Source organism: Bacteroidota bacterium (genome assembly GCA_016194975.1).
In the GTDB taxonomy this organism is placed as follows: domain Bacteria; phylum Bacteroidota; class Bacteroidia; order Palsa-965; family Palsa-965.
Map to the genome: position 1 here is coordinate 46,104 of JACQAM010000026.1, position 25,286 is coordinate 71,389.

At 43.8% G+C, this 25,286-nt stretch carries 23 protein-coding genes; 13 read left to right on the plus strand and 10 right to left on the minus strand.

The features are described from left to right. Positions 1 to 5 precede the first annotated feature (5 nt). The 7 genes from gldM to topA all read right to left on the minus strand — a co-directional run bounded on the left by gldM (position 6) and on the right by topA (position 10,390). Positions 6 to 1,628 (minus strand): gliding motility protein GldM, encoded by a 1,623-nt coding sequence (gene gldM / locus HY064_16785; protein MBI3512319.1) that lies wholly within the window; start codon positions 1,626 to 1,628, stop codon positions 6 to 8. A 34-nt stretch (positions 1,629 to 1,662) separates the two neighbouring features. Next, positions 1,663 to 2,529 (minus strand): gliding motility protein GldL, encoded by an 867-nt coding sequence (gene gldL, locus HY064_16790; GenBank protein MBI3512320.1) that lies wholly within the window; start codon positions 2,527 to 2,529, stop codon positions 1,663 to 1,665. A gap of 72 nt (positions 2,530 to 2,601) precedes the next feature. Then, positions 2,602 to 4,053 (minus strand): SUMF1/EgtB/PvdO family nonheme iron enzyme, encoded by a 1,452-nt coding sequence (locus HY064_16795; GenBank protein MBI3512321.1) that lies wholly within the window; start codon positions 4,051 to 4,053, stop codon positions 2,602 to 2,604. A 195-nt stretch (positions 4,054 to 4,248) separates the two neighbouring features. After that, a complete protein-coding gene (locus tag HY064_16800; protein MBI3512322.1) occupies positions 4,249 to 5,256 on the minus strand; it encodes a type IX secretion system membrane protein PorP/SprF in 1,008 nt (335 codons plus the stop codon). Between the two features lie 169 nt (positions 5,257 to 5,425). Further along, complete coding sequence (locus tag HY064_16805) at positions 5,426 to 6,409, minus strand: type IX secretion system membrane protein PorP/SprF (protein ID MBI3512323.1); 984 nt, start codon at positions 6,407 to 6,409, stop codon at positions 5,426 to 5,428. Between the two features lie 189 nt (positions 6,410 to 6,598). Further along, positions 6,599 to 7,786 carry a formimidoylglutamase gene (locus tag HY064_16810; GenBank protein ID MBI3512324.1) on the minus strand — a complete coding sequence of 396 codons (1,188 nt, stop codon included), beginning with the start codon at positions 7,784 to 7,786 and terminating at the stop codon, positions 6,599 to 6,601. 108 nt (positions 7,787 to 7,894) lie between these two features. Beyond that, positions 7,895 to 10,390, minus strand: a complete 2,496-nt coding sequence (gene topA / locus HY064_16815) for a type I DNA topoisomerase (GenBank protein ID MBI3512325.1) — start codon at positions 10,388 to 10,390, stop codon at positions 7,895 to 7,897. A gap of 245 nt (positions 10,391 to 10,635) precedes the next feature. Here topA and miaB point away from each other — a divergent pair, with 245 nt between their 5' ends. From miaB to HY064_16880, 13 genes are all read left to right on the plus strand, one after another. Continuing rightward, on the plus strand, positions 10,636 to 12,186 hold the full coding sequence (gene miaB, locus HY064_16820; GenBank protein MBI3512326.1) for a tRNA (N6-isopentenyl adenosine(37)-C2)-methylthiotransferase MiaB: 1,551 nt from the start codon (positions 10,636 to 10,638) through the stop codon (positions 12,184 to 12,186). Beyond that, positions 12,183 to 13,046 (plus strand): hypothetical protein, encoded by an 864-nt coding sequence (locus HY064_16825; GenBank protein MBI3512327.1) that lies wholly within the window; start codon positions 12,183 to 12,185, stop codon positions 13,044 to 13,046. The genes miaB and HY064_16825 overlap by 4 nt, the downstream gene beginning before the upstream one ends. A gap of 36 nt (positions 13,047 to 13,082) precedes the next feature. Next, positions 13,083 to 13,379, plus strand: coding sequence for a nucleotidyltransferase domain-containing protein (locus tag HY064_16830; protein ID MBI3512328.1), 297 nt, complete (start codon positions 13,083 to 13,085; stop codon positions 13,377 to 13,379). Beyond that, positions 13,366 to 13,704 carry a DUF86 domain-containing protein gene (locus HY064_16835; protein MBI3512329.1) on the plus strand — a complete coding sequence of 113 codons (339 nt, stop codon included), beginning with the start codon at positions 13,366 to 13,368 and terminating at the stop codon, positions 13,702 to 13,704. Before HY064_16830 ends, HY064_16835 begins: the two co-directional genes overlap by 14 nt. Beyond that, positions 13,705 to 14,943, plus strand: a complete 1,239-nt coding sequence (locus HY064_16840) for a sigma-54-dependent Fis family transcriptional regulator (GenBank protein MBI3512330.1) — start codon at positions 13,705 to 13,707, stop codon at positions 14,941 to 14,943. Then, positions 14,940 to 15,464 carry an LptE family protein gene (locus HY064_16845; GenBank protein MBI3512331.1) on the plus strand — a complete coding sequence of 175 codons (525 nt, stop codon included), beginning with the start codon at positions 14,940 to 14,942 and terminating at the stop codon, positions 15,462 to 15,464. Before HY064_16840 ends, HY064_16845 begins: the two co-directional genes overlap by 4 nt. Beyond that, the gene (locus HY064_16850; GenBank protein MBI3512332.1) at positions 15,464 to 16,714 is read left to right on the plus strand and encodes a hypothetical protein; all 1,251 of its coding nucleotides are present in this window, start codon (positions 15,464 to 15,466) and stop codon (positions 16,712 to 16,714) included. The genes HY064_16845 and HY064_16850 overlap by 1 nt, the downstream gene beginning before the upstream one ends. Before the next feature lie 12 nt (positions 16,715 to 16,726). Further along, positions 16,727 to 17,110 carry a preprotein translocase subunit SecG gene (gene secG, locus HY064_16855; protein ID MBI3512333.1) on the plus strand — a complete coding sequence of 128 codons (384 nt, stop codon included), beginning with the start codon at positions 16,727 to 16,729 and terminating at the stop codon, positions 17,108 to 17,110. A gap of 182 nt (positions 17,111 to 17,292) precedes the next feature. Continuing rightward, the gene (groES, locus tag HY064_16860) at positions 17,293 to 17,571 is read left to right on the plus strand and encodes a co-chaperone GroES (protein ID MBI3512334.1); all 279 of its coding nucleotides are present in this window, start codon (positions 17,293 to 17,295) and stop codon (positions 17,569 to 17,571) included. 32 nt (positions 17,572 to 17,603) lie between these two features. After that, on the plus strand, positions 17,604 to 19,232 hold the full coding sequence (gene groL / locus HY064_16865; protein ID MBI3512335.1) for a chaperonin GroEL: 1,629 nt from the start codon (positions 17,604 to 17,606) through the stop codon (positions 19,230 to 19,232). Positions 19,233 to 19,342: 110 nt separating this feature from the next. Continuing rightward, on the plus strand, positions 19,343 to 19,528 hold the full coding sequence (locus HY064_16870) for a hypothetical protein (GenBank protein MBI3512336.1): 186 nt from the start codon (positions 19,343 to 19,345) through the stop codon (positions 19,526 to 19,528). 10 nt (positions 19,529 to 19,538) lie between these two features. Then, a complete protein-coding gene (locus tag HY064_16875; protein MBI3512337.1) occupies positions 19,539 to 19,850 on the plus strand; it encodes a superoxide dismutase in 312 nt (103 codons plus the stop codon). Positions 19,851 to 19,942: 92 nt separating this feature from the next. Continuing rightward, positions 19,943 to 20,536 carry a T9SS type A sorting domain-containing protein gene (locus tag HY064_16880; protein ID MBI3512338.1) on the plus strand — a complete coding sequence of 198 codons (594 nt, stop codon included), beginning with the start codon at positions 19,943 to 19,945 and terminating at the stop codon, positions 20,534 to 20,536. Between the two features lie 405 nt (positions 20,537 to 20,941). On the opposite strand, the gene HY064_16885 is transcribed toward HY064_16880, so the two are convergent. The 3 genes from HY064_16885 to ftsA all read right to left on the minus strand — a co-directional run bounded on the left by HY064_16885 (position 20,942) and on the right by ftsA (position 25,286). Next, positions 20,942 to 21,391, minus strand: a complete 450-nt coding sequence (locus HY064_16885) for a GatB/YqeY domain-containing protein (protein ID MBI3512339.1) — start codon at positions 21,389 to 21,391, stop codon at positions 20,942 to 20,944. A gap of 98 nt (positions 21,392 to 21,489) precedes the next feature. Further along, entirely contained in the window at positions 21,490 to 23,640 is a 2,151-nt protein-coding gene (gene ftsZ, locus HY064_16890; GenBank protein ID MBI3512340.1) for a cell division protein FtsZ, read from the minus strand. Between the two features lie 359 nt (positions 23,641 to 23,999). Beyond that, positions 24,000 to 25,286, minus strand: coding sequence for a cell division protein FtsA (ftsA, locus tag HY064_16895; GenBank protein MBI3512341.1), 1,287 nt, complete (start codon positions 25,284 to 25,286; stop codon positions 24,000 to 24,002).

The window sequence follows — 25,286 nt, forward strand, 5'->3', positions numbered from 1 at the left end:
TTAGTTTACTTCACTTTGATATTTACGCCGGGGATCTTTCTCATCGTTCCATCCGGGCCTTGTACTGTGATCTGTTCAAAGAAAACTTTGTTACCGGGTCTGATGCCGGCAAGAAGTGATTTCATGTCCTGATTAATTGCGGGGCCAACACTTTTCTTCTCAACGTAAACACCGTTAACGTTAACAGAAAGAACAAATGAAATGACTTTGAAAGAAAGGTCAAAATCGAATCCTTCCATCTTTGCGAATACACCAGACTGATTGTTTAATTCAGCTTTGGTCATTTGTCCATCTCCTTTAATACTTCCCACATAAGCCACCGGATCAGGAACACGTTTTATACGGAATTCAAATGTTCCCATTGATTTATTTACTCCATTCAGTGTAGCGCCAACAGTCAGTGTTGCTTTTGTTCCGCCAGACACCGTTACAATATAGGAGCCAGCTTTCCCATTCGGACGCATAGAACCTCCGCTCAAAGAGGGCTTCAAATCACCCGGAGCAACTCCAGCTGCAGAGATCGTTATAGGATTATCAACGCCGATATAGAACACATTCATCTTTTCCAGGAATACAGCTGCAGAAGGAGTAGCAACAATATACTCTGATTTAAACGGATAAGTATCCCAGGTATTGTCTGGCTTTTTCACTCGGATCAATCCCGACCATTTCTGAAGTCCAACTGCAGTTGCAGGAACCTCATATGTGCCAATACCGCGTGCAACTTTTACAGTAGTAGAATCGACAGCACCGATTGGTTTCTTTGTAACTGAATCATAATTGCATAACCAGATGCTTGGATCCTGAGTAGTACTGAACGCAGCCACAAAAACGTTAGCCATATACTTATCTCCGGAAAGAACATAGCTTGTTGGTGCAACAACTTTAGCTGCGAGTGTATCGAATTTGAAATCATTCGCAGAAATAGATTTGTAAAGTTCGTTTACAACATCGCCCTCTGCATTTTTCACATCATTCTGAATGCGCGTAAGCTGCGCAACAGATGCAACAATTACAATGTGATAAAAATTATACCATTCCCATGATATCATTTTTTCCATCTCTTTGGAATATTGTTCCTTCGGAATGAGCGGATCAAGACTGCCTTTGAGTTTTTCCTGTGACTCTTTTGGGAGAAGAGCCATCAGATGATCGTGATATTTAATCAGGCTGTCTTTAAGATCTTTTGCTTTACCGGTAACATTCGAAGGATCCTCCCCAATCATGAAGTGAGTTGGAGTATCGTAATCATCCGGCTTATCCAGTAAGACAAGATGGAGGGTATCCCCGATCTTCGGAGTGATGTCACCTCCGGCAGAATGAGAAATCATTTCTCCGCGAAGGTCATCGATGTATTTACAGAGTGATGTTGAATAAGCTTTTACCGCCATTGCTTTAGCATAAAGCGGGCCTGCTTTTTTTTCATCGTTCAGTTTCGCGATTTCAAAAGCACCATAAGTCACGGCATTTTTACTATCGAAATTCGCATTTGTCTTTTTGAGACCGCTATCGATTGTAATAAATGCAAGAATGATCTCTTTCGAGATGTTGAGTGCGAGAAGAGCCGTCAGTACGAGGTACATCATACCGATCATCTTCTGTCGGGGAGAGAGTTTACCACTAGCCATTTTTCTTAACCTCTTTTAAATTGTTTAACACTGATTATTTACGGACATTCATTGCAGTGAGCATGTTGCCATACACTGTATTGAGCGCCTCGAGGTTGCTGGCGAGTGAATTAATTTCAGTACGATATCGACGTGTATCATCCATAGAATCGTTGAGATTCGTAAGAATGGTTTGTATTCCTTCGTATAGGGTATTGGTAGCTTTGAGATGTTCGTTCGATCCTTGAAGCTGCAATTCATAAGCAGCATTTAAAGCCGACAGATTCTTGGAAATTTTTCCAAGCTGACCCTGGTAATTACTTGATTCTTCATTAGCAGCCGCAAATGATTCGAGTGTACGCGAAGCACGAGAATACGCACCAGCAAGTTGATCTACTGAAGAACTTACACTTTCCCCGGCACGTTCATAAGCAAGCGAAAGACGATCTACATTATTGGTCGCTTTCGAAATATTATCCGAGAATTCTTTAGAAGCAACACTTGCATCTGCAATGTCTCCGATCTTGGTTACGCTCTCACTCAGTCCACGCATTCCGGCTCCCAGGCTTTCTAACAACTCAGGCCCAATCTTAGCTTCCTCAAGCATTTTATCTAACTGTTGGGTGAGAGACGTATCATCACCTTTCTCATCCAGTTCTTTTGCTTTTTCCTCCTCAGTCATACCTGCAAGCTCAGGGTAAACCAATGTCCAGTCCAAATCTTCATGAATCGGTTCGAACGCCGAGAAAGCGAAAATAACCGCTTCTGTTCCCAAGCCTATGATCAACATTGTACCAGCACCGGGCCAGTGCTGAATTTTGAAAAGCGCCCCTACGATTACGACCGACGCACCGAAGCCGTACAGTTTTGCCATGAAATTTTTCCACTTCTTGCTGGCGAAAAGACTATTTTTACCGCTCATTGTTATTACTTGTTTGTGTTGGTTAGGACTGTGTTTATTGTTTGGTGTGAATTTACGGGAGAAAAGTCAGAATTATAGATCATCATCCTTAGAACGACCGAGGAAGGTCATTACGCAACGGAATCCTACGTAACATTTTGCCGTGTCCTGGTATTCATAGGAACGTGAACTGGTTTGCAAATAGAAACCAACATCTTTCCAAGAACCACCACGAATCACTTTCCGGCAAAGAACTGTGCTGGAAGGCGATTCATCCTGAACAGTTGTTTCATATTGGTAATCCGGGTTGAGGTCATGCATGAAGTCATATGCAGACTCGTCGAAAGCACAGGAGGTCCACTCTGCAGCATTTCCAGCCATACAATAGAATCCCCAATCATTCGGGTTATATGAGAATATTTTTACAGTATGGAAACCGCCGTCATCTATATAGGAGCCACGCATTGGTTTAAAGTTTCCAAGGAAACATCCACGCGCATTACGAATATAAGGTCCTCCCCAAGGGTATGGGTTTAACTGCAATCCGCCACGAGCCCCGTACTCCCACTCTGATTCCGTAGGAAGACGAAAATCCTGTACAGCAACTTCTCCACTGCCTTCAAGGAAAGTATTCAATAATTGCGTACGCCAAATACAAAACGCACGCGCCTGTTTCCAGGTTACTCCTACAACTGGATAATCATCATAACATGGATGCCAGAAATACATATTCGTCATTGGTTCATTGAAAGCATACGAGAAATCATGTACCCAAGCAAGAGTATCAGGATAAACATTGATCACATCTTTTACAATGAAAACACTTCTGTCAACGCCATTCTTCGTGACGCGGCGCGATTGAACGTTGTAGTTTCCCTGCTCGCGTGTGGGCATTGTCCTTCCGGCTTCAGAAGGGTTAGGGGTCGTTTTGGGTATATAACGATTTGTTTTCTGAGCTGCAGTACGAAGGTCAATCCTATAATATTCATAAATAAGTTTACGAGAATCGATTTCCTTGCGGTGCCAGAAACGCTCTTCAGCAGGAAGATACATGTCGTTAAGTGCAGCTTTGTAATCAGGATCTGTTGCATCCCAGCGAACTTTTTCAAGCCAGTTCAAAGGCTGATAAGGATCCTGAGGCATATCGTCATCTACATAACGAGGTCCATTATCCTCATATCCTGTCCACTCTTCTTCAGGAATCAGGTAATCATCCTCAAAACCATTCGTTGCAAGCAAACGACGAGCTAAGGAGTCCCGAACATAATACACGAACTGACGATACTCGTTATTCGAGATCTCTGTCTGGTCCATGTAAAATGCCTGAATAGAAACAGTTTTCGACTTTGTAGTATGTGCATAAGGAATATCCTCATCGCTAGGACCCATATTGTAACTGCCCATCGGGCAATACAACATTCCATAAGGATCGAATGGATACCAAGCCGGACGGTTTTGTACGCCCATAAGCTGACCATTATCCTGTTCACAGGAATTAAACAGTAGCATCACGGCGATCACGCCCACGAACAATAATCGTTTCATTTTAGCCTCCTTTAGTTTCCCTTTAGTGGTGTACTCTGGTGTTTTAGTTTTAATAAAACGCTGGCAATGTTTCCGGTATTGCCCCTATTGCTGAAAAATCACCATACTGAGAGAGTATGATGATTTTGGCGACAACAGAATCGTTTTTACGCCAATCTAGGTTTCAAGGTTACGATTTACGTACCCTTAACTCAATCAATCGAAAATCCGAACATCTCCATGTCCCTGCCGATGCACAGGCATAGTGATTGGAACACAGTAGTTTATAAATAGTTCGAATGTGCCGTTATTGTAATTTTTTAGATTTGAAGTCGTATAATCGTAGGCGAAACCAATTTTCATACCCCCATCAGGCATCCCGTTTGGGGTTGACTTGGAAGTAGGCATTTGAAAACCGATCATCGGACAAATAGCATCCTGGAAGCGATAAGAAGCACCAGCCCAGAAACGCTGATTGTACATGGCGATAACATTCAAATCGAATGAAGTTATTGTTGCATCAGATTTCACAAGAAATGACGGACGAATTGACCAGTCACCCAAATCCCAATTGTAACCACCGGTGATAAAATAGTGGCGCGCCATCTGGAACAACAATGTGTGAGTAATAGTTGGAGGTGTGTTGGCAGGCACAGAAATAGTTGACGAGCCATCATCAATTTTACCAGCCGGCAAGTGCGTGGAAGAAATTCCGAACCAGATGTTCTGGCGCGCATACCACAATCCGAATCCAGCATCAAAAACAGTCTTTTTGATAGCAGGTGGAATCGATTGATCGGTCATCCAGTTGGTGGTTGCAACCCACTGCTGCGAACCGGTTGGCCCGAGTCTTTTGCTGAAAGCGCCAAGCTCTACCCCGATTCCGAGAACGCCGCCACCTAAAGATTGATGAAAAGAATAGTCGAGACGATAACCCATGTTATTCTCAAATCCGAGTTTGTCGTACATCACATTGATTCCTGCGCCACCATGAATTTGCGGAAGAAAAACATCGGCAGAAAAAACTCCGCTGTTCGGAGCTCCGTCAAATCCATTCCACTGATTACGGTAAATAGCTGTTGCGCACAATGCCTGCCTCATTCCCGCATAACCGGGATTCATGAAAAGTTTGTTGTACATGAATTGAGAAAACTGCGGATCCTGCTGTGCAAATGCCGCCCCGGATGTCAACGCAAACGCAATAATAGTAAGGGTTTTCTTCATTTTTTCAGATGTTTTGCCATTGATTTTAAGTGTACTTTCAGTACACAGGTCGCTAAGATAGGTATTCATTTTTGATTAACAAATCTTTTTTAACCTCAAATTGTTCAAAATCTTTTTTCAAAACCAAGTATTCCGGCAACGCTCGAAAGAATTTTAACAACCTCAGCTGCTATTCGAAAAAACGATCGTCGCGATGCCAGCCGTATTTCCAATCTACAGGAATGCAATAATTCAGAAAAAGTTCGAAAGTTCCGCTGTTGTAATTTCTGAGTTGCGATGTGGTATAGTCATAAGCAAAACCAATTTTCATTCCGCCTTCGGCCGGACCCTGGTCTGTATTTTTGAAATGTTCCGTCTGAAATCCAATCATCGGAATGACGGCATCTGCGAACCGGTAAGAACAACCGAACCAGAATTGTTGTTTGAAAAGGGCGATGCAATTTACTTCGAATGAAGTAATGGTTGCATCTGATTTTACGAGGAATGACGGGCGAATTTCCCATTTCTGATAAGGGAAAATTCTTGTTCCGCCGGAAATAAAATAATGCCGCGCCACCTGGTACAAAAGTGTGTGATCAACATTATTCACAGTTTCTATTCCGTCATTGATCAATTTTGAATTCAGATGCGAAGAAGAAATTCCTAACCATGTTCTGTTGTCCTGGTACCAGAATCCTGCACCGGCATCGAACACTGTTGTTTTTATCTGCGGCGGAATTGATTGATCATTCATCCAATTGGAAGTAGAAACCCATTGCTGATTTGCAGAAGGGCCAAGATGTTTGCTATAAGCGCCGGCCTGAATCCCGAGAGCGAAAATATGATCGCCATACTTTCGATGAAAAGAATAATCGAATGAATAATTCATGTTGTTTTCAAATCCGAGTTTATCAGTCGTGATGGTGATGCCGATACCACTGCTGTAATCTTCCGGAAGAATAAGATCGGCCGAAAGCACTGCGCTTCTCGGTGATCCGTCGAAACCGGCCCATTGCTGGCGGCCGATGAGCGTTGCGCAGAATGAATTGCGCATGCCCGCGTAAGCCGGATTCATAAAAAGTTTGTTGAACATGTATTGAGAAAACTGCGGATCTTGTTGCGCAAAAATTCCTGCTCCCGAGCAGAATGCGAGAATTGTAAAATACTTTTTCATGCTTCATTGACTATGTGTTTCTGGTGACGTTGATATAACATGGAAATGAAAAAAAGATACAACTTCATGCACGCGCACATTCAAGATTCAAGATTCAAGATTCAAGATTTGAAATTCTTAAAAAAGAAATTTTAATACCCGAATTTTCAAATTGGCCAATCTTCGAATGAGCGGAGAATTTAAGCGGGGCTAACTCAGTTTCTGGAATGTCTGCCACCAGCGATCGGGCATTTCTTCCTTGCAGGCTTCTTCATAATCCTGATAAGTGCACGGAACAAGTGCGTGACGTTCGAAGCGCAATTTCTGATTGGGCGGATACGGAACTTCCATCCACCAGCGATCGCTGCGTGAACTTTTCATGAAAATAATTTCGTGATTATGATCTCTGAGAAATACGCGGTACTTCATGTAATCGCTGGCATCGCCGAATGGAAAATCTTTTTTTCTGTTGTAAAACCCGTCGATGAAACACCAGAACATCTGCGCGGCGAGATGCGACGTGATGTTTTTGCGATCGAAAGCAGGATTGATCTCGTAAATTCCGAATGAAGAACATTTATCGCTGATGCCTGCATAACGGGCAACCTGGCAGGCCTCGTCTCCGAAGAATCCATTGGGAGAAGCATTTTCATTTGCCGGCGCTTCACTCTGGCGAACGGCACCGATATCAAAACTCAGGATGTCGGCATTGCGGATGATGGGTTCGAGATCTTCCATTCTCGAGCGTGAAAGACCGAGACGATGAATATCAAAATTTAGTTTCTGCATCAGTTCGATGGAAGCCTGCTCGACAAAATAAGTCTGGTAACCGATGTTGGAAAAATTGAAAAGAAAATTTGGCTGATGAAGAATGAGTTTACTCAGCCACGAACGACTGTTGAGTTTTTCTCCGGCAACACCGAGATCGAATTGCGGATCAACAGCGACCACGTTCACCGTCTGTTCTATTTTTTCGTAACCGAGATATTGCGCGTATGTGAGATCCTGCCCTCCGCCCATGATGAGTGGAATAATATTTTTCCGCAACAAAGCACCTATGACAGTTTTCAGTGCGAAGTCGGTGTCATCCGGGGAATTTCCTGCGCGGATATCACCCAGATCGGCCATCTGCAATTGCCATTCTCCTTCGAACAAATTGTAAAAATTCCTGCGCACATGATCAGGCGCGAGCGCGCATCCGTTATTGTTATGCGTGCGCCGGTCCTCGTTCACGCCAATGAGCGCTAGTTTTGTGCCGCTAAGATCTGGCCACCCTGTGAGAGAAGAATTTTTCTGAATTTTCTGCCCGATCTGCGAGGGAAAATAAGTTGATGTTCCGGAAAATTTAGATTCATCTACCGGCTGAAAGAATTCCGAATAATCAAGGTTGTCGCTCATCTGAAAAAAGGTGTTCTGCAAATTTCAGAAAACGAAATGAGAAGGGCCGGATGAAAACGCAGGGGTTATCAGCAATCGCCTGTTCGTAAAGCGGAATTACCGGAATTTTTATTTTTTCTTCACGTGTTTTTTTGCTGCACTTTTTTTCGATGCCGGTTTCTTTGCCACGGGTTTTGCTTTTTTCAGGGGAGATTTTACGGAAGCCGTGGCTGCTTTTTTAACCGGGGTTTTCGCTTTGGGGCGTGAAGATTTTTTTTCTTTCGCTTCCAACTGCGCTGCTTTTTTAGCTGCTGCTGCTTTTTTCCACGCGGGGGCATTCGCATCCTGATCGGCAGCAATAGCAAGGCAATCTTCCATTGACAATGATTTCGGATCGCTGCCTTTGGGAATTTTATAATTGCTTTTACCAATGGCAATGTACGGCCCCCACCTTCCATTCAGCACCCGCACATCATCCTGTCCTTCGCGGCGGAAAGTGTTGATCTCTTTTTCTGCATCTGCTTTACGCTTGGCAAGAATGATCTCTATGCCGCGATCAGCAGTGATCGTAAGTGGATCATCTGTTTTCGGAATGGAATAAAAAGAATTGTTGCTGAGAATGTACGGGCCGAATCTGCCGACCGCAACTTTCATTTCTTTTCCTTCGAATTCGCCGATGATGCGCGGCAATTTGAAAAGTTCGAGCGCATCTTCGAGCGTGAGCGCTTCCATCCGTTGATCTTTTTTGAGGCTGGCGAATTTTTTATCCGGATCATCGCTCGCCCCGATCTGCACGAGTGGGCCGAATCTTCCAATGCGGACAATAATATTTTTTCCTGAAACGGGATCGATGCCGAGCAAACGTTCTCCGCTTGCACGTTCAGATTTCTCCTCGGTGGTCTCTACGGTTTTGTGGAAGGGGCGATAAAATCCTTCCAGCATTTTTCTCCAGTCAATTTTTCCTTCTGCTATCTCATCGAATTCCTCTTCCACATTCGCCGTAAAATTATAATCCATGATAGAAGGAAAATACTGGCTTAAAAAATCCGTCACCACCATTCCGATATCTGTAGGAAATAATTTTGCTTTTTCGGCTCCTGTATTTTCTGTTCGTGTTTCTTCCGAAATATTTCCGGAGCGTAATGTGAGTACCGAATAATTCCTTGGCTTTCCTTCACGATCTTCTTTTACCACGTAGCCTCGATCCTGAACAGTGGAAATTGTCGGTGCGTAAGTAGAAGGGCGGCCTATACCGAGTTCTTCAAGTTTTTTTACAAGACTTGCTTCCGTGTAACGTGCAGGGTGGTGCGTGAAACGCTGCGTGGCTGTAATGGAATGCGAATTTAATTTCTGTTCAACAGCGAGCGCCGGAAGAACACCTTCGCGCTCTTCTTTTTCATCACCATCTTCATCAGACGATTCCATATACACTTTCAGGAATCCGTCGAATTTTATCACTTCACCCTGCGCAACAAATTTTTCTGCAGCAGTAGAAACAGAAATGATCGCTGTTGTTTTTTCAAGTTCAGCTTCACTCATCTGGCTGGCGATGGTGCGCTTCCAGATCAGGTCATACAATCTCGCTTCATCACGTTCAGCATCCACACTGTTATGTTCGAGATACGTCGGGCGAATAGCTTCGTGCGCTTCCTGTGCGCCTTTACTTTTTGTTTTGTACTGGCGGGTGTGAATGTATTTCTCACCGAAATTTTTTCCGATAACCATTCTTGCATTCTCAATAGCGAGCTCAGAAAGATTCACCGAGTCCGTACGCATGTAAGTGATCTTTCCGCTTTCATACAATCGCTGGGCGACGGTCATGGTGCGCTTTACGGAAAATCCGAGTTTACGGCTTGCTTCCTGTTGCAGCGTTGATGTTGTGAATGGTGCTGCCGGAGATTTTTTTGCTGGTTTTGTTTCGAGCGATGCAACGGTGAATTCTGCATGCACACATTTATTCAGAAAGTCGCGCGCCTCATCGATCGAAGAAAAATTATTTTTTAATTCTGCTTTGAAATTGCTGCCGTTCGATGAAAAAACTGCAGAAACTTTATAGGAGAAAACTGATTTGAAATTCGAGATCTCGCGCTCGCGCTCCACGAGCAGGCGCACAGCAACGCTCTGCACGCGGCCCGCGGAGAGAGATGGTTTGACTTTTTTCCAGAGGATGGGCGAAAGTTCAAAACCTACCAGGCGGTCCAGGATTCTTCTCGCCTGTTGCGCATTCACAAGGTGCTGATCAATGGTGCGCGGCGTTTGAATTGCGCGAAGTATTGCCGGCTTGGTGATCTCGTGAAAAACAATTCGCCTCGTTTTTTTCACATCCAGCTTAAGCGCTTCCGACAAATGCCAGGAAATCGCTTCACCTTCACGGTCCTCATCAGTCGCGAGCCAAACGATCTCCGCATCTTTCGAAAGTTTTCTCAATTCAGAAATCACTTTTTCTTTATCCGGAGAAATTTCATAATTCGGAGAAAATCCTTTTTCAGTATCCACGGCCAGTCCTTTTTTCACCAGATCACGCACATGCCCGAAACTCGATTTCACCAGGAAATCCTTTCCTAAAAATCCTTCTATAGTCTTTGCCTTCGCAGGCGACTCCACGATCACGAGGTTCTTTGCCATCAGTACATTTCTTTTTTACAGTTCAACTTCACTTCATAAATTTTTGTGATTTCACCCGGAATTTTTTTGCCGAAAGTTCCGTGTGAAACAAAATCTCCGACTTCAAAAGATGAACATCGAAGGGCGCAAAGAAAAACATTAAGATTTGAAATTTCCAAATCGGGTTTGCCGATTCTGGGCGCCTATATATATATTTATATATATAGAATCGCTGAAAAAAAATTTTCACGGGTTGTTAGAAAACTATGTCATTTTGGCAGAAATGGTGGTTTTTGGTAACTTCGTCCCCCATTTCAAAAACAAACGTGAGAGAATCAATCGGAACAAATAAAGTAATTGATGAAGCTCGGCAAGGGGAAACTTTGATCGCAGAAAAAAATATTACCGCAACTAAAAAACTTTTTCTCGAGAGTTATGGATGCCAGATGAATTTTTCCGACAGTGAAATAATTGCTTCTATTCTGAAAGAAGATGGTTTTACAACAACGAAAGATTTTACGGAAGCCGATGCGATCTTCATCAACACGTGCGCCATTCGTGATAAAGCAGAACAAACAGTCCGTAAACGTTTGACCGAATTCAAAAATGCAAAGAAGAAAAATCCCGAATTGGTAATCGGCGTTCTTGGTTGTATGGCTGAACGATTGAAAGAAAAATTTCTTGATGAAGAAAAAATTGTGGACATCGTCGTCGGCCCGGATGCGTATCGCGATCTGCCGAATTTAATTTCAAAAGTGGAAGGCGGACGCAAAGCAGTGAACGTTATTCTCTCAAAGGAAGAAACCTACGCCGACATTACCCCGGTTCGTCTCGACAGCAATGGAGTTACTGCGTTCATCAGCATCATGCGCGGGTGCGATAACATGTGCTCGTTCTGCGTGGTTCCATTCACGCGCGGGCGTGAACGTTCGCGCGATCCCGAAAGTATTGTGAACGAAGCGAGAGAACTTTTTGAAAAAGGATATCGTGAAGTAACGCTGCTCGGGCAAAATGTTGATTCTTATATTTTCGCAGGTGGCGGCCTCAAAAAAGACATCTCGACTTCGCTCGATGTGACAAATGAAGAGCAAAAAGCGGCTGCAACTTCGTTCGCACAATTGCTGGAAAAAGTTGCGCTCATTCATCCTGATCTTCGGATCCGTTACAGCACTTCCAATCCAAAAGACATGACGGATGAAGTGTTGCACGTAATGGCGAAGTACGACAACATCTGCAAATACATTCATCTTCCTGTGCAAAGCGGTAGTTCCAGAATTCTCGAAGCAATGAATCGCGGTTATACGCGGGAATATTATGAAGAACGCATTCGCGCGATAAGAAAAATAATGCCCGACTGCGGAATTTCTTCCGACATCATCACTGGTTTCTGTACAGAAACAGAAGAAGATCATGAGCAAACTTTATCGCTCATGGAATGGGCAGATTACGATTTCAGTTTCATGTTCGCTTATTCCGAGCGTCCGAAAACTTTAGCGGAACGCAAATTCAAAGACGATGTTCCGGAAGAAGTGAAGAAAAGAAGACTTGCAGAAGTGATCGTTGTCCAACAGAAATTGACAGAACGCAGAGTGAAAGCCGGCGTCGGAAAAATTCATCGTGTGTTGATTGAAAAAACTTCGAAACGTAATGATGATAAATGGTCGGGAAGAAATTCGCAGAACATTGTTGTTGTTTTTCCGAAGCAATGGAGAATGGAGAATGGAGAATTAAGTGCGGAGATGAAGCCGGGTAATTATGTGAATGTGCTTGCTGAATCTTGCAGTTTGACGACTTTGATAGGGAGGGTGGTGGAATGAAATTTTCAGATAGAATTGGAGAAACAATTCCAATAGCGACTTTACAAATCAAGTCTATTGATGAATCATTGAAAAACACTCTATGGAATGTTTATGATATTGCTTTCTTAACGAACGTTAGAAGCAAAAGATATTGGAGTGATGTTTACGGTTTTCCGCAACAATATATAAGATCACTTTGGCATCATTTTTTTAAGAAAAGAATTGATGAAATCCCATTTAATACTGGCGATTTAATTCAGTATGTCAGTTCTTGGTTTTTTTATAGGGCCAAATGGTATGATATCTATAATTTGCTTGAGTTTAGTTATGATCAGATTTCGGATTTTCAATCTAAAGAAGACTTCTCTGAGGCTTGTAACGCAATGTTAGCACGAGAATCTTCTGCCTACAGATTTATTAATGGAAGTATTTCACCAATAACTTCGGAAATCGAAATAAAGTCCTTGGCAGATGGTATAACAACTACATCAACTGGAAGATTAAAAGCGGTAAATATTCATTTGAAAAGTGCGCTTGGCTCTCTATCCAACAAAGAAAACCCTGACTATAGAAACACAATTAAAGAGGCTATTAGCGCGGTCGAAAGTTTATGCAGAATTATTGCTTCGGATGACAAAGCAACTCTCGGAGCGGCATTAAAAGTAATTAAGAGTAAAATAGAAATTCATCCCGCCTTTGAGCTCGCCTTACAAAAGTTGTATGCTTATACCAATGATGAAGGCGGACTCAGGCATTCTTTGGTCGATGAAGTAAATGTGGCCGATGAGGATGCTATTTTTATGCTGATCACCTGTAGCGCATTTATAAACTATCTAATCGTAAAAGCTGATAAAACAAATTTATTACCTAAGAATTAAAATGACCATCCCAGAAATAAAACAACGCTTCATCAAATGATAAATCAGGAAAAACAAAATATCATCGTCAATTATCTTGCAGCCTATGAGCCGAAGATGATCGGTATTTTTGGTTCTTATGCACGAGGGGAAGAAACCCCGGAAAGTGACATTGACATCCTTGTTGATCTCCGCGCAAAAATCACACTCATCGATCTCGTGAAATTTCACCAGGACCTTGAGATCCTTATCGGAAATAAAGTTGATGTTGTAACTCTTGGCGGACTTCGAAACGAGAAATTGAAAGAATATATATTCAAAGACCTCAAATACCTGCTCAATGAAAAAGGATAATTCTATTTATCTCGGGCATATTCTGGAATGTACAGTGCAAATCGAGGAATACATGAAGGATATTACGCGGGAGAAATTTCTCGATCAGCGTATGATCCAGGATGCTGTCATCAGGCAAATAGAGATCATCGGAGAAGCCACAAAAAATATTTCGGTCGAATTCCGCGAACTACATCAGGATATTCCGTGGAAAAGAATGGCAGGAATGAGAGATGTGATAATTCACGAATATTTCCAGGTAAACATTGAAGTGGTTTTCGAAACTGCCAATTCATGGATACCAGAACTCAGATCTAAGATCAAAACTTTACTTGGCACAACTTAAATGACCATCCAGGAAATAAAACTACGCTTCGGAATTATCGGCACCACTCCCCTGCTCGATCGCGCAATCGATATTGCAGCGCAGGTGGCGCCCACTGATCTTTCGGTGCTCATCAACGGAGAAAGCGGAACAGGAAAAGAAGTTTTTCCAAAAATTATTCATCAGCTCAGCGCAAAAAAACACGGGCCTTACATTGCTGTGAATTGTGGTGCTATTCCCGAAGGAACTATTGATTCCGAATTGTTCGGCCATGAGAAAGGTTCTTTCACCGGCGCAATGGAAGCGCGTAAAGGATATTTTGAAGTGGCTGATGGCGGAACTATTTTTCTGGATGAAGTAGCGGAAATGCCGCTCGCTACACAAGCGCGCCTCCTGCGCGTGCTCGAGACGGGAGAATTCATTCGCGTGGGTTCTTCAAAAGTTCAGAAAACAAATGTGCGCGTTGTTGCTGCAACGAATGTGAATATTCCGGATGCGACAGGCCGCGGAAAATTCCGCGAGGATCTTTATTACCGTTTGAATACCGTTCCGATCCTTCTTCCCCCGCTGCGCGATCGCCGGCAGGACATTCAATTGCTCTTCCGGAAATTTGCTGCTGACTTCGCTGCGAAATACCGCATGCCCGTTATCAAACTATTGCCTGATGCGGAACACCTGCTTACGAATTATTACTGGCATGGAAATGTTCGCCAATTGAAAAATGTGACAGAACAACTTTCCATCATTGAGAAATCGCGCGAAATTGATTCGGCAATACTGAATAAATATTTGCCCGATAATAAAAATGCGATCGGCGGAGTTCCTGCACTCGCACGTACGGAAGCAGCGGACCCGCGCGAACGCGAATTCATGTTCCAGTTGCTGCAGCAGATGCGCCAGGAATTGAATGATCTCAAATCACTCACAATGCAGTTGATTCAGAACGGCGGAAGGATCACACCGGAAATTCTCCAGCAGAATGCACCGGTCATCCAGAAACATTTTTCTGAAATGAACACGGCTGTTCCCCGGCAGGAATCGGTGATCATTCATTCTCCCAACTGGAATGATGTTACGGAAGAGATACATGCTCCGGAAGAAATTGTGGAAGATTCTCTTTCACTCCAGGATAAGGAAATAGAATTAATTAAGAAAGCTTTGGAAAAACACAGGGGAAAACGGAAGAATGCGGCAAAGGAACTCGGCATTTCGGAACGCACTTTGTACAGGAAGATCAACGAATACGATATCAAAGGATGAAGACTTTCCGGAATTTTCTTTTTGCATCTTTTACTCTTCTCATTCTCCAGAGCAGTTTCTGTAAATTTCCATATTCACTCACTGGCGGCCGGCCTGAATTGACAGATACCGTTACTGTTTCCGTTCTTCCTTTCACCAATTCTGCACCGCTTGCAAAAGCTACTTATGCAAATTCACTCACTGAATCTCTGCGCGATGCTATACAGCGGCAAACGAGAATGAAAATGGTGCCGAGTGGAGGCGACCTGAATTTCGAAGGAAATGTAACCGCGTATTCCGTTTCACCGGCAGCGATACAGGCAGGCACCACTAACCAGGCAGCTATGAACCGGCTCACGATAACCGTGAATGTGAAATATACCGACGCGATCAATAATAAATTGAGTTTCAATTCCAACTTCAGCCGCTATTCTGATTTTTCTGCTTCACAGAATTTAGCTTCGGTGGAAGATCAATTGATCAAAGACATTAACGATCAGCTCGTACAGGACATCATGAACAGATCTATCAACGCCTGGTAATGAATCTGCAGCAAATGATACAATGGATGAATGATCCGGTTTCGCTCGGCAAAGATGCCGGAGCAGAACTGGATGCCGTGCTGCAGCAGTTTCCTTATTTCCAGACCGCGCATTTGCTCTACATAAAAAGTCTGCACAACGAAAATAATTTTCTGTACAACAATCAGCTCCGTGTTGCAGCGGCGTATTCCACCAATAGAAAAGTGCTGTATGAACTGATCACGAAAAAAGCAGCCGCGGAAGTGGAAGAAAAAGTGATCGCGGAAGAAAAGAAAATTGAAAAAGAAATTCCGAAAGAGATTCTTCAACCGGAATTCCCGAAGAAAAAATTCACGCAGGACCCCGACGAATGGGAATCGGGCATGATGCGACAGCTCCAGTTATTGCATCACTGGCAAATGACGCCGCAGCAAATACTCGATCAGCGCATCGAAGAAATAAAAGCTGAAAAAGAAAAAGCAACTGAAAAAAATATTCCTGTTGAAAAAAATCCATCAGCTGCTGACGAGATCAATACGCTGCTTTACGTGCTCGTTGAACCGGGCGAGAGTGAAGATATAGGAACCACGACGGATGAAATTGCGGAACCAGATACTTCGTGGGAAATAAAAACGCTGGATACTATTGCGGAAGAAAGTGAAAAAGATAATCCCATCCCGCAGGATCCTGTTCAACAGGAAATAATCCGCGAAGCCATTACCTCTTCTATCGAACTCGAAGTGGATGATTCACTTCCTTCACTCGAAGAAATTACAGGGAAAAGTAAAACCATTGATGAGGACGCAGAAGAGATTCCGGTTTTCGTACATAAAAAGAAAACTCCTTTCATTATTCCATCTGAAAAAAATGCGGAGAAGCCGCCCGTGAACGAAGAAAAGAAAGAAGAGGAAATTTTGCCTGCCGGTGAATTCACTTTCGGCAACTGGCTTCACCAGTTGAATGCAGAAAAAATTTCTGTCCCCGAAGAAAAAACAGCGGAACACGATGAGCAACTCATTGAGAAATTCATTCAGAACCAGCCCAAAATAAAAGCGAAGAAAAATGAGTTTTATAACCCGGTGAATTATGCAAGGAAAAGTGTGCAGGACAGCGATGAATTCCTTACCGAGACCCTCGCGCGCATCTATGCGAAACAGGGGAACATTCCTAAAGCCATCAGGGCTTACCAGAAGCTGAGTTTGAAATATCCGGAAAAAACCGTTTACTTTGCAGCCCTTATTGAAGAACTGAAACGAACACCATCACCATAAATCTTTTTTAAAATGGATGCCGTCATTAGTGTACTGATTATTCTCTGTTGCATCATGCTCGTGCTTGCTGTACTGATCCAGAATCCGAAAGGCGGCGGGCTTGCTGCAGGATTCACTGCCGGATCGCAGGTAATGGGCGTTCGGCGCACTGCAGATTTTCTTGAAAAAGCAAGCTGGTATCTCGCTATTTTCCTTTTTGTACTCAGCGTTTACTCAACAGTTCGGTTGAAAAAAGCAGCGAGTGGCGGAAACAACGTCAATGAAACTTCAACCACAAAAGACCGCGCCGGTGATTTCGACAATATGAATAAAGGCGGCGGCGCTACTGCAAATCCATTCGGTGGCGGTAACGGCGGTGCAGCTAAACCGGTTGCAAAACCAGGAGGAGGAAAATAAAATTTTAAAATTTAAAATGTCAGGATGTCATTTCCGGCATTTTCTTTTTTAATACTTCTGAAATTTTGTCTTTGTTCGAATGATTTTTTTTCAATGGCATAATTTTCGTTCAACCAGATTCGCTGATCGGAAAAATTCCTTTCACATTCAATTCATGTCAAACCAATAAACACGAAGTAAAAATGGCTAACCCGAAGATCAAACCTTTGGCCGACCGCGTGGTCGTAGAAGCTGCTGCCGCTGAAGAAAAAACTGCCGGCGGAATTATCATTCCCGATACTGCAAAAGAAAAACCGCAACGCGGAAAAATTGTTGCAGTAGGAAACGGAAAAAAAGATGAACCCATGACCGTTAAGGTCGGTGATTCTGTTCTCTATGGAAAATATTCCGGAACAGAAGTACAGATCGATGGTAAGGATTATCTCATTATGCGCGAATCAGACATATTCGCCGTCATTTAATTTCACACACAATTCTAAAAACACTTTGAACAATGGCAAAGAAAATTGATTTTGATCTTGAAGCGCGCGACGCACTGAAACGCGGCGTCGATTCACTCGCAAATGCTGTTAAAGTCACACTCGGTCCCAAGGGCCGCAATGTGGTCATCGATAAAAAATTCGGTTCTCCGGTAATCACGAAAGACGGTGTTACTGTTGCAAAAGAGATCGAACTGAAAGATGCGGTGGAAAATATGGGCGCACAGATGCTGAAAGAAGTTGCATCTAAAACTGCAGATGTTGCAGGCGATGGAACAACTACAGCAACTGTTCTTGCCCAGTCAATCGTTACTACAGGTTTGAAAAATGTGGCAGCTGGTGCTAACCCTATGGACCTGAAACGCGGAATTGATAAAGCAGTTGCAGCAGTCGTCGATTCTCTTCACAAAATGTCGAAGAAAGTTGGTGACGATAACCAGAAGATCCAGCAGGTTGCAACTATTTCTGCCAACAACGATAGCGCCATCGGAAAACTCATTGCAGAAGCAATGGCGAAAGTGAAAAAAGAAGGCGTGATCACAGTGGAAGAAGCAAAAGGAACGGAAACCACAGTTGACGTAGTAGAAGGAATGCAATTCGATCGCGGATATATCTCCGCTTACTTCGTAACTGATGTAGATAAAATGGAAGCTGTTCTCGAAAATCCTCTTGTTCTTATTTACGACAAGAAAATTTCGAACATGAAAGAATTGCTTCCTATTCTGGAAAAAGCAGTGCAGACCGGGAAACCTGTTCTCATCATTGCAGAAGATATAGATGGTGAAGCTCTTTCTACTCTCGTGGTGAACAAGATCCGCGGATCATTGCGCATTGCTGCAGTGAAAGCGCCGGGATTCGGTGATCGCCGCAAAGCGATGCTCGAAGATATTGCCGTTCTCACTGGTGGAATTCTCATCAGCGAAGAACGCGGATTCAAACTTGAGAACGCTGATCTTTCTTTCCTCGGAAAAGCTGAGAAGATCACCATTGACAAAGACAACACAACGATCGTCGGCGGTGCTGGAAAAAAAGCCGATATCACAGCGCGTGTAAACCAGATCAAAGCGCAGATCGAAACCACGACTTCCGATTACGATAAAGAAAAATTACAGGAGCGTCTTGCGAAACTTGCAGGTGGTGTTGCTGTTCTTTATATCGGCGCTGCTACGGAAACTGAAATGAAAGAAAAGAAAGACCGCGTTGATGATGCACTTGCTGCAACACGCGCTGCGGTGGAAGAAGGAATTGTTCCCGGTGGTGGCGTCGCATACATCCGCGCGCAGGAAGCACTCGACAAACTGAAAGGTGATAATGAAGATGAGATGACCGGTATCCAGATCATTCGCCGTGCACTCGAAGAACCACTCCGCCAGATCTGCGAAAATGCAGGTGTGGAAGGGTCAATCGTTGTTCAGAAAGTGCGCGAAGGAAAAGGAGATTTCGGATTCAATGCGCACACCGACGTTTATGAAAAACTTTATGATGCAGGTGTCATCGATCCGACAAAAGTAACACGCGTTGCACTTGAGAATGCGGGCTCCATTGCGGGAATGCTGCTCACAACGGAATGTGTTCTTTCAGAAATAAAAGAAGAAAAATCCGCGATGCCTCCAATGGGCGGCGGAATGGAAGGAATGATGTAGGGAAATTCTGAAAATCAAATTTCAAATCCCAAAGTCATTTAACCGGCTTTGGGATTTGTTTTTTCGATTTTTTTCGATTTTTTTCCTGCTATCTTTGATTCATGTCGAAGATGAGAAAAATAGCACTGATCGGAATTGCATCGGCCGCAGCACTCACCGTGGTCGCTGTTATTTTCGGTTATCCTCCGGCAGTGGCAGGCGTGCACGCTTTACCTTTCTGCCTGTTGTTGCTCCTCGACAGCTCCAGGAACAGGAAAAAAAATTCAGGAAACGAAAACACATCTGCGCAATCCTAAATAATCACCCATGAAAATTTACGCCATTGATAAGATCCTTCCTTCCGCTACTGAAGAAAATATCCGTGGCGTGGTGGTGAAGGAAGCACTTCACATCTGGATGCTTTATGCAAAAGATCTCGTGCGCGAAGTTTATTTCCGAAAAGACCGCCCGGGCGTGATGCTTGTTCTTGAATGCGAAAATGCAACAGAAGCCAAGAGAATCCTTTCTACTTTTCCAATGGTAAAAGCAGGTGTCATTGATTTCGAAATTATTCCCGTCGGACATTTTGTTCCGTTCGGTACCCTGCTCGACCAGGAACTTCTCAAGAATTACCAGTGATCTGAACATTTCCTTGTGATTAATTTCGCGCAGGGAATTTTCAGGAATCACCGGAAAGAGTTATTTTTATTACACCAACCAAAACCGACCACATGAAAAAAATCTACTTTCTTTTTTCGCTTCTCTCGATCGGATTCTTCGTCCGCTCGAATGCCCAGTGCACCATCACTTCCGGACCAACTGTTACTCCGAATGGTTTATCCATTTCTGTTACGGGTACCGGAACCGGAGCCGCAATTCCACAATACGTTTACGATTGGGGTGATGCAACAAGTCCGGGAACAAGTCAGACTTCTACGCATACCTACGCAAGCGCCGGAACATACGCACTCTGTATGTACTACGTGGATGTGTCGAACTCCAGTTGTGTCGATACTAACTGCACTTCAGTCACTGTTACTGCAACCGGCATCAACACAGCCGACGCGATCAGCCGGTCATTCAAATGTGTTCCTAATCCTGTAAGTTCTTCTACACAGATCGATTATGCGCTTTCCATGAGCGCATCTGTGAACATACGCGTGTACGATGTACTCGGCAATGAAGTGGCTGTGCTCGAGAATGGAACTGTTGCTGCAGGACAGCACATCATCAACTGGAATACCGACGGACTTTCGAAAGGAGTTTATTTCATTCGAATGCAGGCGGGAGATATTTCTACGACGATCAAAGTGGTGAAACAATAAAATATTTTTTTTCAATAAAATAAAAGCCGGTCAGATCTGATCGGCTTTTTTTGTGAATGAAAAGATGAGGACGGAATTTTTTAGCCCGGATGCAGTGCTTTTACCCCGCCTGCTCTTTGTCTTTTCGATTTCGAAATTTTTCGGAACGCACCCTGACAAAGAGCAGGCGTGTAATGCGCTGCAGCCGGACAGGAGAAAATAAGAAGTGATGCAGCCGCCGCTCCTGAACAAGATTGTGCTATAATACAACCTTGAAAAATGGACCGTTTCTCTTCCCTTCCGCGTGTAGGCGTACACGCACACCTGCACGCGGAGAAAAAAGAAAACCCGGTCACACACTACCGGGTTTTCAAACACACAAACACAATTAAACAACACACTTAATCTTGCGCAGTCACCGTTTTATTATTGCGGAGTTGCGAGCAGTTCTTTCACAATGGATGAGATCATTTTTCCATCGGCTTGTCCTGCGAATTTTTTTGTTGCTGCGCCCATTACTTTTCCCATATCTGCGGGCGATGATGCACCCACTTCTTTTATCAATTGAGCAAGTGCAGCCCGAAGATCTGCTTCGCTCATTTGTTTCGGTAAATATTGTTCGATGATCCCTGCCTGGAAAATTTCAACATCAGTGAGATCTTTCCTGTTCTGCTGATTATAAATTTCTGCGGTCTCTCTCCTCTTCTTCACTTCTTTCTGCAGCGCTTTCATTGCTGCGTCTTCTGTTAATCCTTCCGGTGACGTTTTGAGAATAATGACCACCGATTTGATCGCGCGCAATGCTTCGAGTTTTCCCTGCTCTTTAGCAAGCATTGCTGTTTTGATATCAGCATTTATTTTTTCTTCAATTCCCATCTTAATAAAATCTCAAACAAAAAATCTCAAATCTCAAAAAAACTTATTCCGAAACGTATTCTCTATTTGGGATTTGTTTTTTTCTTTTTGTTTTTTATTTAGTCAACGTTATCGTGCAGGAAAGAATTATTCGGGCGGATCTCGATCTTTTTATCTTCGTTCTCCGTCAGTGTAAAACGTGAGATCTGCGATTCAGATGAGTGCGGAACATTCTCGAGCGTGATGTTTCTGCGTTTGTAAGCCGGCTCCTTTTCCATTTCATTGAGCGCTTGCGGAGTTTTCAGTTTCATGCTCAGTTCCTTCAAACGCTGGATACGCTCCTGCGCTTTTTTCTCCTGCTCAATGATCTTGATGCGGCGTGCTTCTTCTTCCGCGTCGATGGTTTCCTGCGATGGAGTTTCAGCAACCGGCTCTTCTTTTGTAATGAGCACCGGTTCATTCACTGAAGAAATTTCAGCAACAGGTTCACTCACTGAAGCGATCTCTTCCTGTTTTTCCATCACCACTTCCGGTGTTTCAGTCGTTTCTGCCTGGATCTCCGGAACAACTTCCGTAGAAGCAGAAATATTATTTTCCGCGTCCGACTGTGTCATCCGGGCGGGCAATTCTGCTGTTACTTCTTTTTCTGTTTCATTCACCAATGAAGAATCATTCCACACCGGCTCATTATTCCACTCCACCGCTTTTTCTTCGCCGGATGAATTGAGATTTGTGATCTCGAATTCAACCTCGGTATTCATAACAGGTTCTGGTTGCTCTTCGGCGGTTACTGTTTCTTCGCTGGTTGTGCTCAGCGTGAACTCCGGCATGGAAGAAATTTCTTCCGTAGTATTTTCGGGTGTTGTTGTTTCTGCAACGGGTTCAGAAGAAACTTCCGTAATGATCTCCGGTGTAGCTTCGCTTACAACCACCTCTTCTGTTTTTTCTTCCTGCACTTCTGCAACAGGTTCGCTTGAAATTTCACTTACAGTCTCCGCAGTATTTGCAACAAGAAACGGTTCGAGCGGATTTGTCACTTCAGCAGAAACAGTTTCTGAAATAATTTCTTCCGTTGATTCTGATTTCAGGAATGGTTCAAGCGGGTTCGCTCTTTCTTCGGTTTTTTCTTCAACAATTTCTTCTGCTTTTATTTCAGGTTGCGGATCGGGCTGTTTGTGAATGAGAAATGGTTCGAGTGGATTTGCAAGTTCCACTTTCGGTTCTTCTTTTTTCTCTTCTACAATTTCCGGTTCTACCAGTGAACGTACAATTTTCTGTTCGGCAGTTTTGCGCGTGTACTCGTATCCTGCAGAATTATTCTGATTGAATCCTGTAGCAATGATGGTCACATTCACCGCATCTCCATAGGAAGGTTCTACTCCGTAACCTTTGATGATCTCTGCTGTTTGCCCGGCTGCTTCCTGTATGTAATCGGTGATCTCCCCGAGTTCATCCATCGTGATCTCATTCGCACCGGAGATGATGTTGAGCAGTACATAGCGCGCACCGATGATGTTGTTATCATTGAGCAGCGGAGAATTAAGCGAAGTTTCAACTGCACGTATAGCGCGATTCTCGCCCGACGCCATTGCAGATCCCATGATAGCCACTCCACTGTTCTTCATCACGGTGCATACATCTGCAAAATCAACATTGATCTGCTGCGTGAGACTGATGACTTCCGCAATACTTTTTGCAGCTATCGTCAACACATCGTCTGCATGGGAGAATGCATCGCTGAGTTTCAGATTACCATACATCTCACGCAATTTATCATTGCAGATCACAAGCAGCGTATCCACATTCTGCTTGAGTTGTTCTATTCCGTCTTCCGCTTGTGCGCGGCGTTTTTTTCCTTCAAACAGAAATGGAACCGTAACAATTGCCACTGTAAGAATTCCCATTTCCTTCGCAATTCCCGCAATGATGGGAGCAGCCCCTGTTCCTGTTCCACCTCCCATTCCCGCTGTGATGAAAACCATTTTTGTATTGTTCGCAAGAATCGTGCGTATGTCTTCGATATTTTCGATCGCAGCATTTCTTCCGACTTCCGGAATGGATCCAGCGCCACGCCCTTCGGTGAGTGTAGTACCAAGCACGACTTTGAACGGAACAGGGCTCATGTCGAGCGCCTGCTTGTCGGTATTGCAGACAACAAAGTCGACACCTTTTATTCCTGCGCGGTACATGTGGTTGACCGCGTTGCTGCCGCCGCCGCCTACGCCGATCACCTTGATGATCGAGGATTGTTCTGGAAGATCGAATTTCATGTTTTCTTTCGTGTTAGTCCGATCAGATTCGCCGGAGTTAGTGAGAGCTGGGGTTGTGTTCAAATTATTTTTTATTTCTGAATTTTCTTTTTGTGCGTTTTCTGTTTGTGCATTTTCTCCGAAAGCAAGTGGTTCTTCACTCACAAACGTTTCTTCCGTCTCTTCCCACCGATCCGAAGGCGTTTCCTTGTTATGATCACCGGCGTGCCGATCATTTTCATTTGATTCATTGAACATCTTGTATTGGTCCATTGATTTGCACGGATAAAAAATCGTTGAAAATTAGTTTACCGAGAAAAAAGCCGGACGTAACACACGCATAACTTACTAACGTGTAATTGTTCATTTCAGCATTTTTTTCAATGTGAATTATCATCTTCAAACCACTGTTTTCCCTTCGAGAAAATCTGGTCAAACCAATTGCCTTTCGTTTTCTGCGAATGATTCTGCACTTTATTTGTTTTTGCTTCCGCAGCTTTTTGTTTCTGGTGTTTCAATAATCCGCGAAGCACTAATCCTACCCCTGTTGCGTAAGTAGGGCTCGTAATCTCTTCTGAACTTGCACCGAGATGTTCATTTGGAAAACCAACGCGCGTATCCATTCCTGTTACGTATTCGATGAGTTGTGTAATGTGTTTCAACTGGCTTCCTCCACCGGTGACCACGATACCAGCGATGAGTTTTTTCTCAAACCCGGAATTTTTTATTTCATAGTACACGTGTTCGATGATCTCTTCCATGCGCGCCTGGATGATGTGTGCGAGATTCTTCACTGAAATTTCTTTGTGCGGGCGCCCGCGCAAACCGGGAATGGATACAATTTCATTTTCCTGATTCTCGCTCGCAAGCGCCGATCCGAATTTTATTTTCAGCAACTCTGCCTGCGTTTTTATAATGCTGCATCCTTCTTTGATGTCTTCCGTGATAATATTTCCACCGAATGGAATTACGGCAGTGTGGCGGATAATGCCATCGTGAAAAACTGCAACATCAGTTGTTCCGCCACCGATATCCACGAGCACCACACCTGCTTCTTTTTCTTCTTCACTCAACACTGCATCGGCAGACGCGAGTGGTTCGAGTGTAAGATCGGCCACCTCGAGCCCGGCTTTCGCAACACATTTGTAAATATTTTTTGCTGCCGCAACCTGCCCGGTGATGATGTGAAAATTCGCTTCGAGCCGTGTGCCTGCCATCCCGATCGGATTTTTAATTCCCACTTCATTGTCCACGATATATTCCTGCGGAATAACGTGAATGATCTCTTCGCCCGGTTGCATGGCGAGACGATACATGTCTTCGATGAGTTCGTCAATATCTTTTTGCGAAATTTCATCTTCAATGCTTCGGCGCGTTCGCATACCGCGATGCTGCAAAGATTTGATGTGCTGTCCGGCAATGCCGACATTCACGACTTTGATGTTGACGTTCGCTTTGTTGGAAGCTTCGTCCACCGCCTGCCTTATGGCGCGGACCGTTTCATCAATATTCAGAACAACACCGCGGGCAACACCGAGTGATTCTGCTTTTCCAATACCGAGGATCTGGATCTTTCCGTGTTCGTTGCGACTGCCTACGAGAACGGCGATCTTGGTTGTACCTATATCAAGTCCAACGACGAGATCATTTAAATTTTCTGATGCCAT

What these genes read in the sequence shown, in the direction of transcription:
- HY064_16840 (MBI3512330.1), top strand. Translation starts at nt 13,705, where the DNA reads ATGACCATCCAGGAAATAAAACTACGCTTCGGAATTATCGGCACCACT.
- gldL (MBI3512320.1), bottom strand. Translation starts at nt 2,529, where the DNA reads ATGAGCGGTAAAAATAGTCTTTTCGCCAGCAAGAAGTGGAAAAATTTC.
- ftsZ (MBI3512340.1), bottom strand. Translation starts at nt 23,640, where the DNA reads ATGAAATTCGATCTTCCAGAACAATCCTCGATCATCAAGGTGATCGGC.
- HY064_16875 (MBI3512337.1), top strand. Translation starts at nt 19,539, where the DNA reads ATGAAAATTTACGCCATTGATAAGATCCTTCCTTCCGCTACTGAAGAA.
- HY064_16810 (MBI3512324.1), bottom strand. Translation starts at nt 7,786, where the DNA reads ATGAGCGACAACCTTGATTATTCGGAATTCTTTCAGCCGGTAGATGAA.
- HY064_16805 (MBI3512323.1), bottom strand. Translation starts at nt 6,409, where the DNA reads ATGAAAAAGTATTTTACAATTCTCGCATTCTGCTCGGGAGCAGGAATT.
- gldM (MBI3512319.1), bottom strand. Translation starts at nt 1,628, where the DNA reads ATGGCTAGTGGTAAACTCTCTCCCCGACAGAAGATGATCGGTATGATG.
- HY064_16885 (MBI3512339.1), bottom strand. Translation starts at nt 21,391, where the DNA reads ATGGGAATTGAAGAAAAAATAAATGCTGATATCAAAACAGCAATGCTT.
- HY064_16850 (MBI3512332.1), top strand. Translation starts at nt 15,464, where the DNA reads ATGAATCTGCAGCAAATGATACAATGGATGAATGATCCGGTTTCGCTC.
- HY064_16835 (MBI3512329.1), top strand. Translation starts at nt 13,366, where the DNA reads ATGAAAAAGGATAATTCTATTTATCTCGGGCATATTCTGGAATGTACA.
- groES (MBI3512334.1), top strand. Translation starts at nt 17,293, where the DNA reads ATGGCTAACCCGAAGATCAAACCTTTGGCCGACCGCGTGGTCGTAGAA.
- ftsA (MBI3512341.1), bottom strand. Translation starts at nt 25,286, where the DNA reads ATGGCATCAGAAAATTTAAATGATCTCGTCGTTGGACTTGATATAGGT.
- HY064_16795 (MBI3512321.1), bottom strand. Translation starts at nt 4,053, where the DNA reads ATGAAACGATTATTGTTCGTGGGCGTGATCGCCGTGATGCTACTGTTT.
- topA (MBI3512325.1), bottom strand. Translation starts at nt 10,390, where the DNA reads ATGGCAAAGAACCTCGTGATCGTGGAGTCGCCTGCGAAGGCAAAGACT.
- HY064_16870 (MBI3512336.1), top strand. Translation starts at nt 19,343, where the DNA reads ATGAGAAAAATAGCACTGATCGGAATTGCATCGGCCGCAGCACTCACC.
- HY064_16825 (MBI3512327.1), top strand. Translation starts at nt 12,183, where the DNA reads ATGAAATTTTCAGATAGAATTGGAGAAACAATTCCAATAGCGACTTTA.
- secG (MBI3512333.1), top strand. Translation starts at nt 16,727, where the DNA reads ATGGATGCCGTCATTAGTGTACTGATTATTCTCTGTTGCATCATGCTC.
- miaB (MBI3512326.1), top strand. Translation starts at nt 10,636, where the DNA reads ATGTCATTTTGGCAGAAATGGTGGTTTTTGGTAACTTCGTCCCCCATT.
- HY064_16880 (MBI3512338.1), top strand. Translation starts at nt 19,943, where the DNA reads ATGAAAAAAATCTACTTTCTTTTTTCGCTTCTCTCGATCGGATTCTTC.
- HY064_16800 (MBI3512322.1), bottom strand. Translation starts at nt 5,256, where the DNA reads ATGAAGAAAACCCTTACTATTATTGCGTTTGCGTTGACATCCGGGGCG.
- groL (MBI3512335.1), top strand. Translation starts at nt 17,604, where the DNA reads ATGGCAAAGAAAATTGATTTTGATCTTGAAGCGCGCGACGCACTGAAA.
- HY064_16830 (MBI3512328.1), top strand. Translation starts at nt 13,083, where the DNA reads ATGATAAATCAGGAAAAACAAAATATCATCGTCAATTATCTTGCAGCC.
- HY064_16845 (MBI3512331.1), top strand. Translation starts at nt 14,940, where the DNA reads ATGAAGACTTTCCGGAATTTTCTTTTTGCATCTTTTACTCTTCTCATT.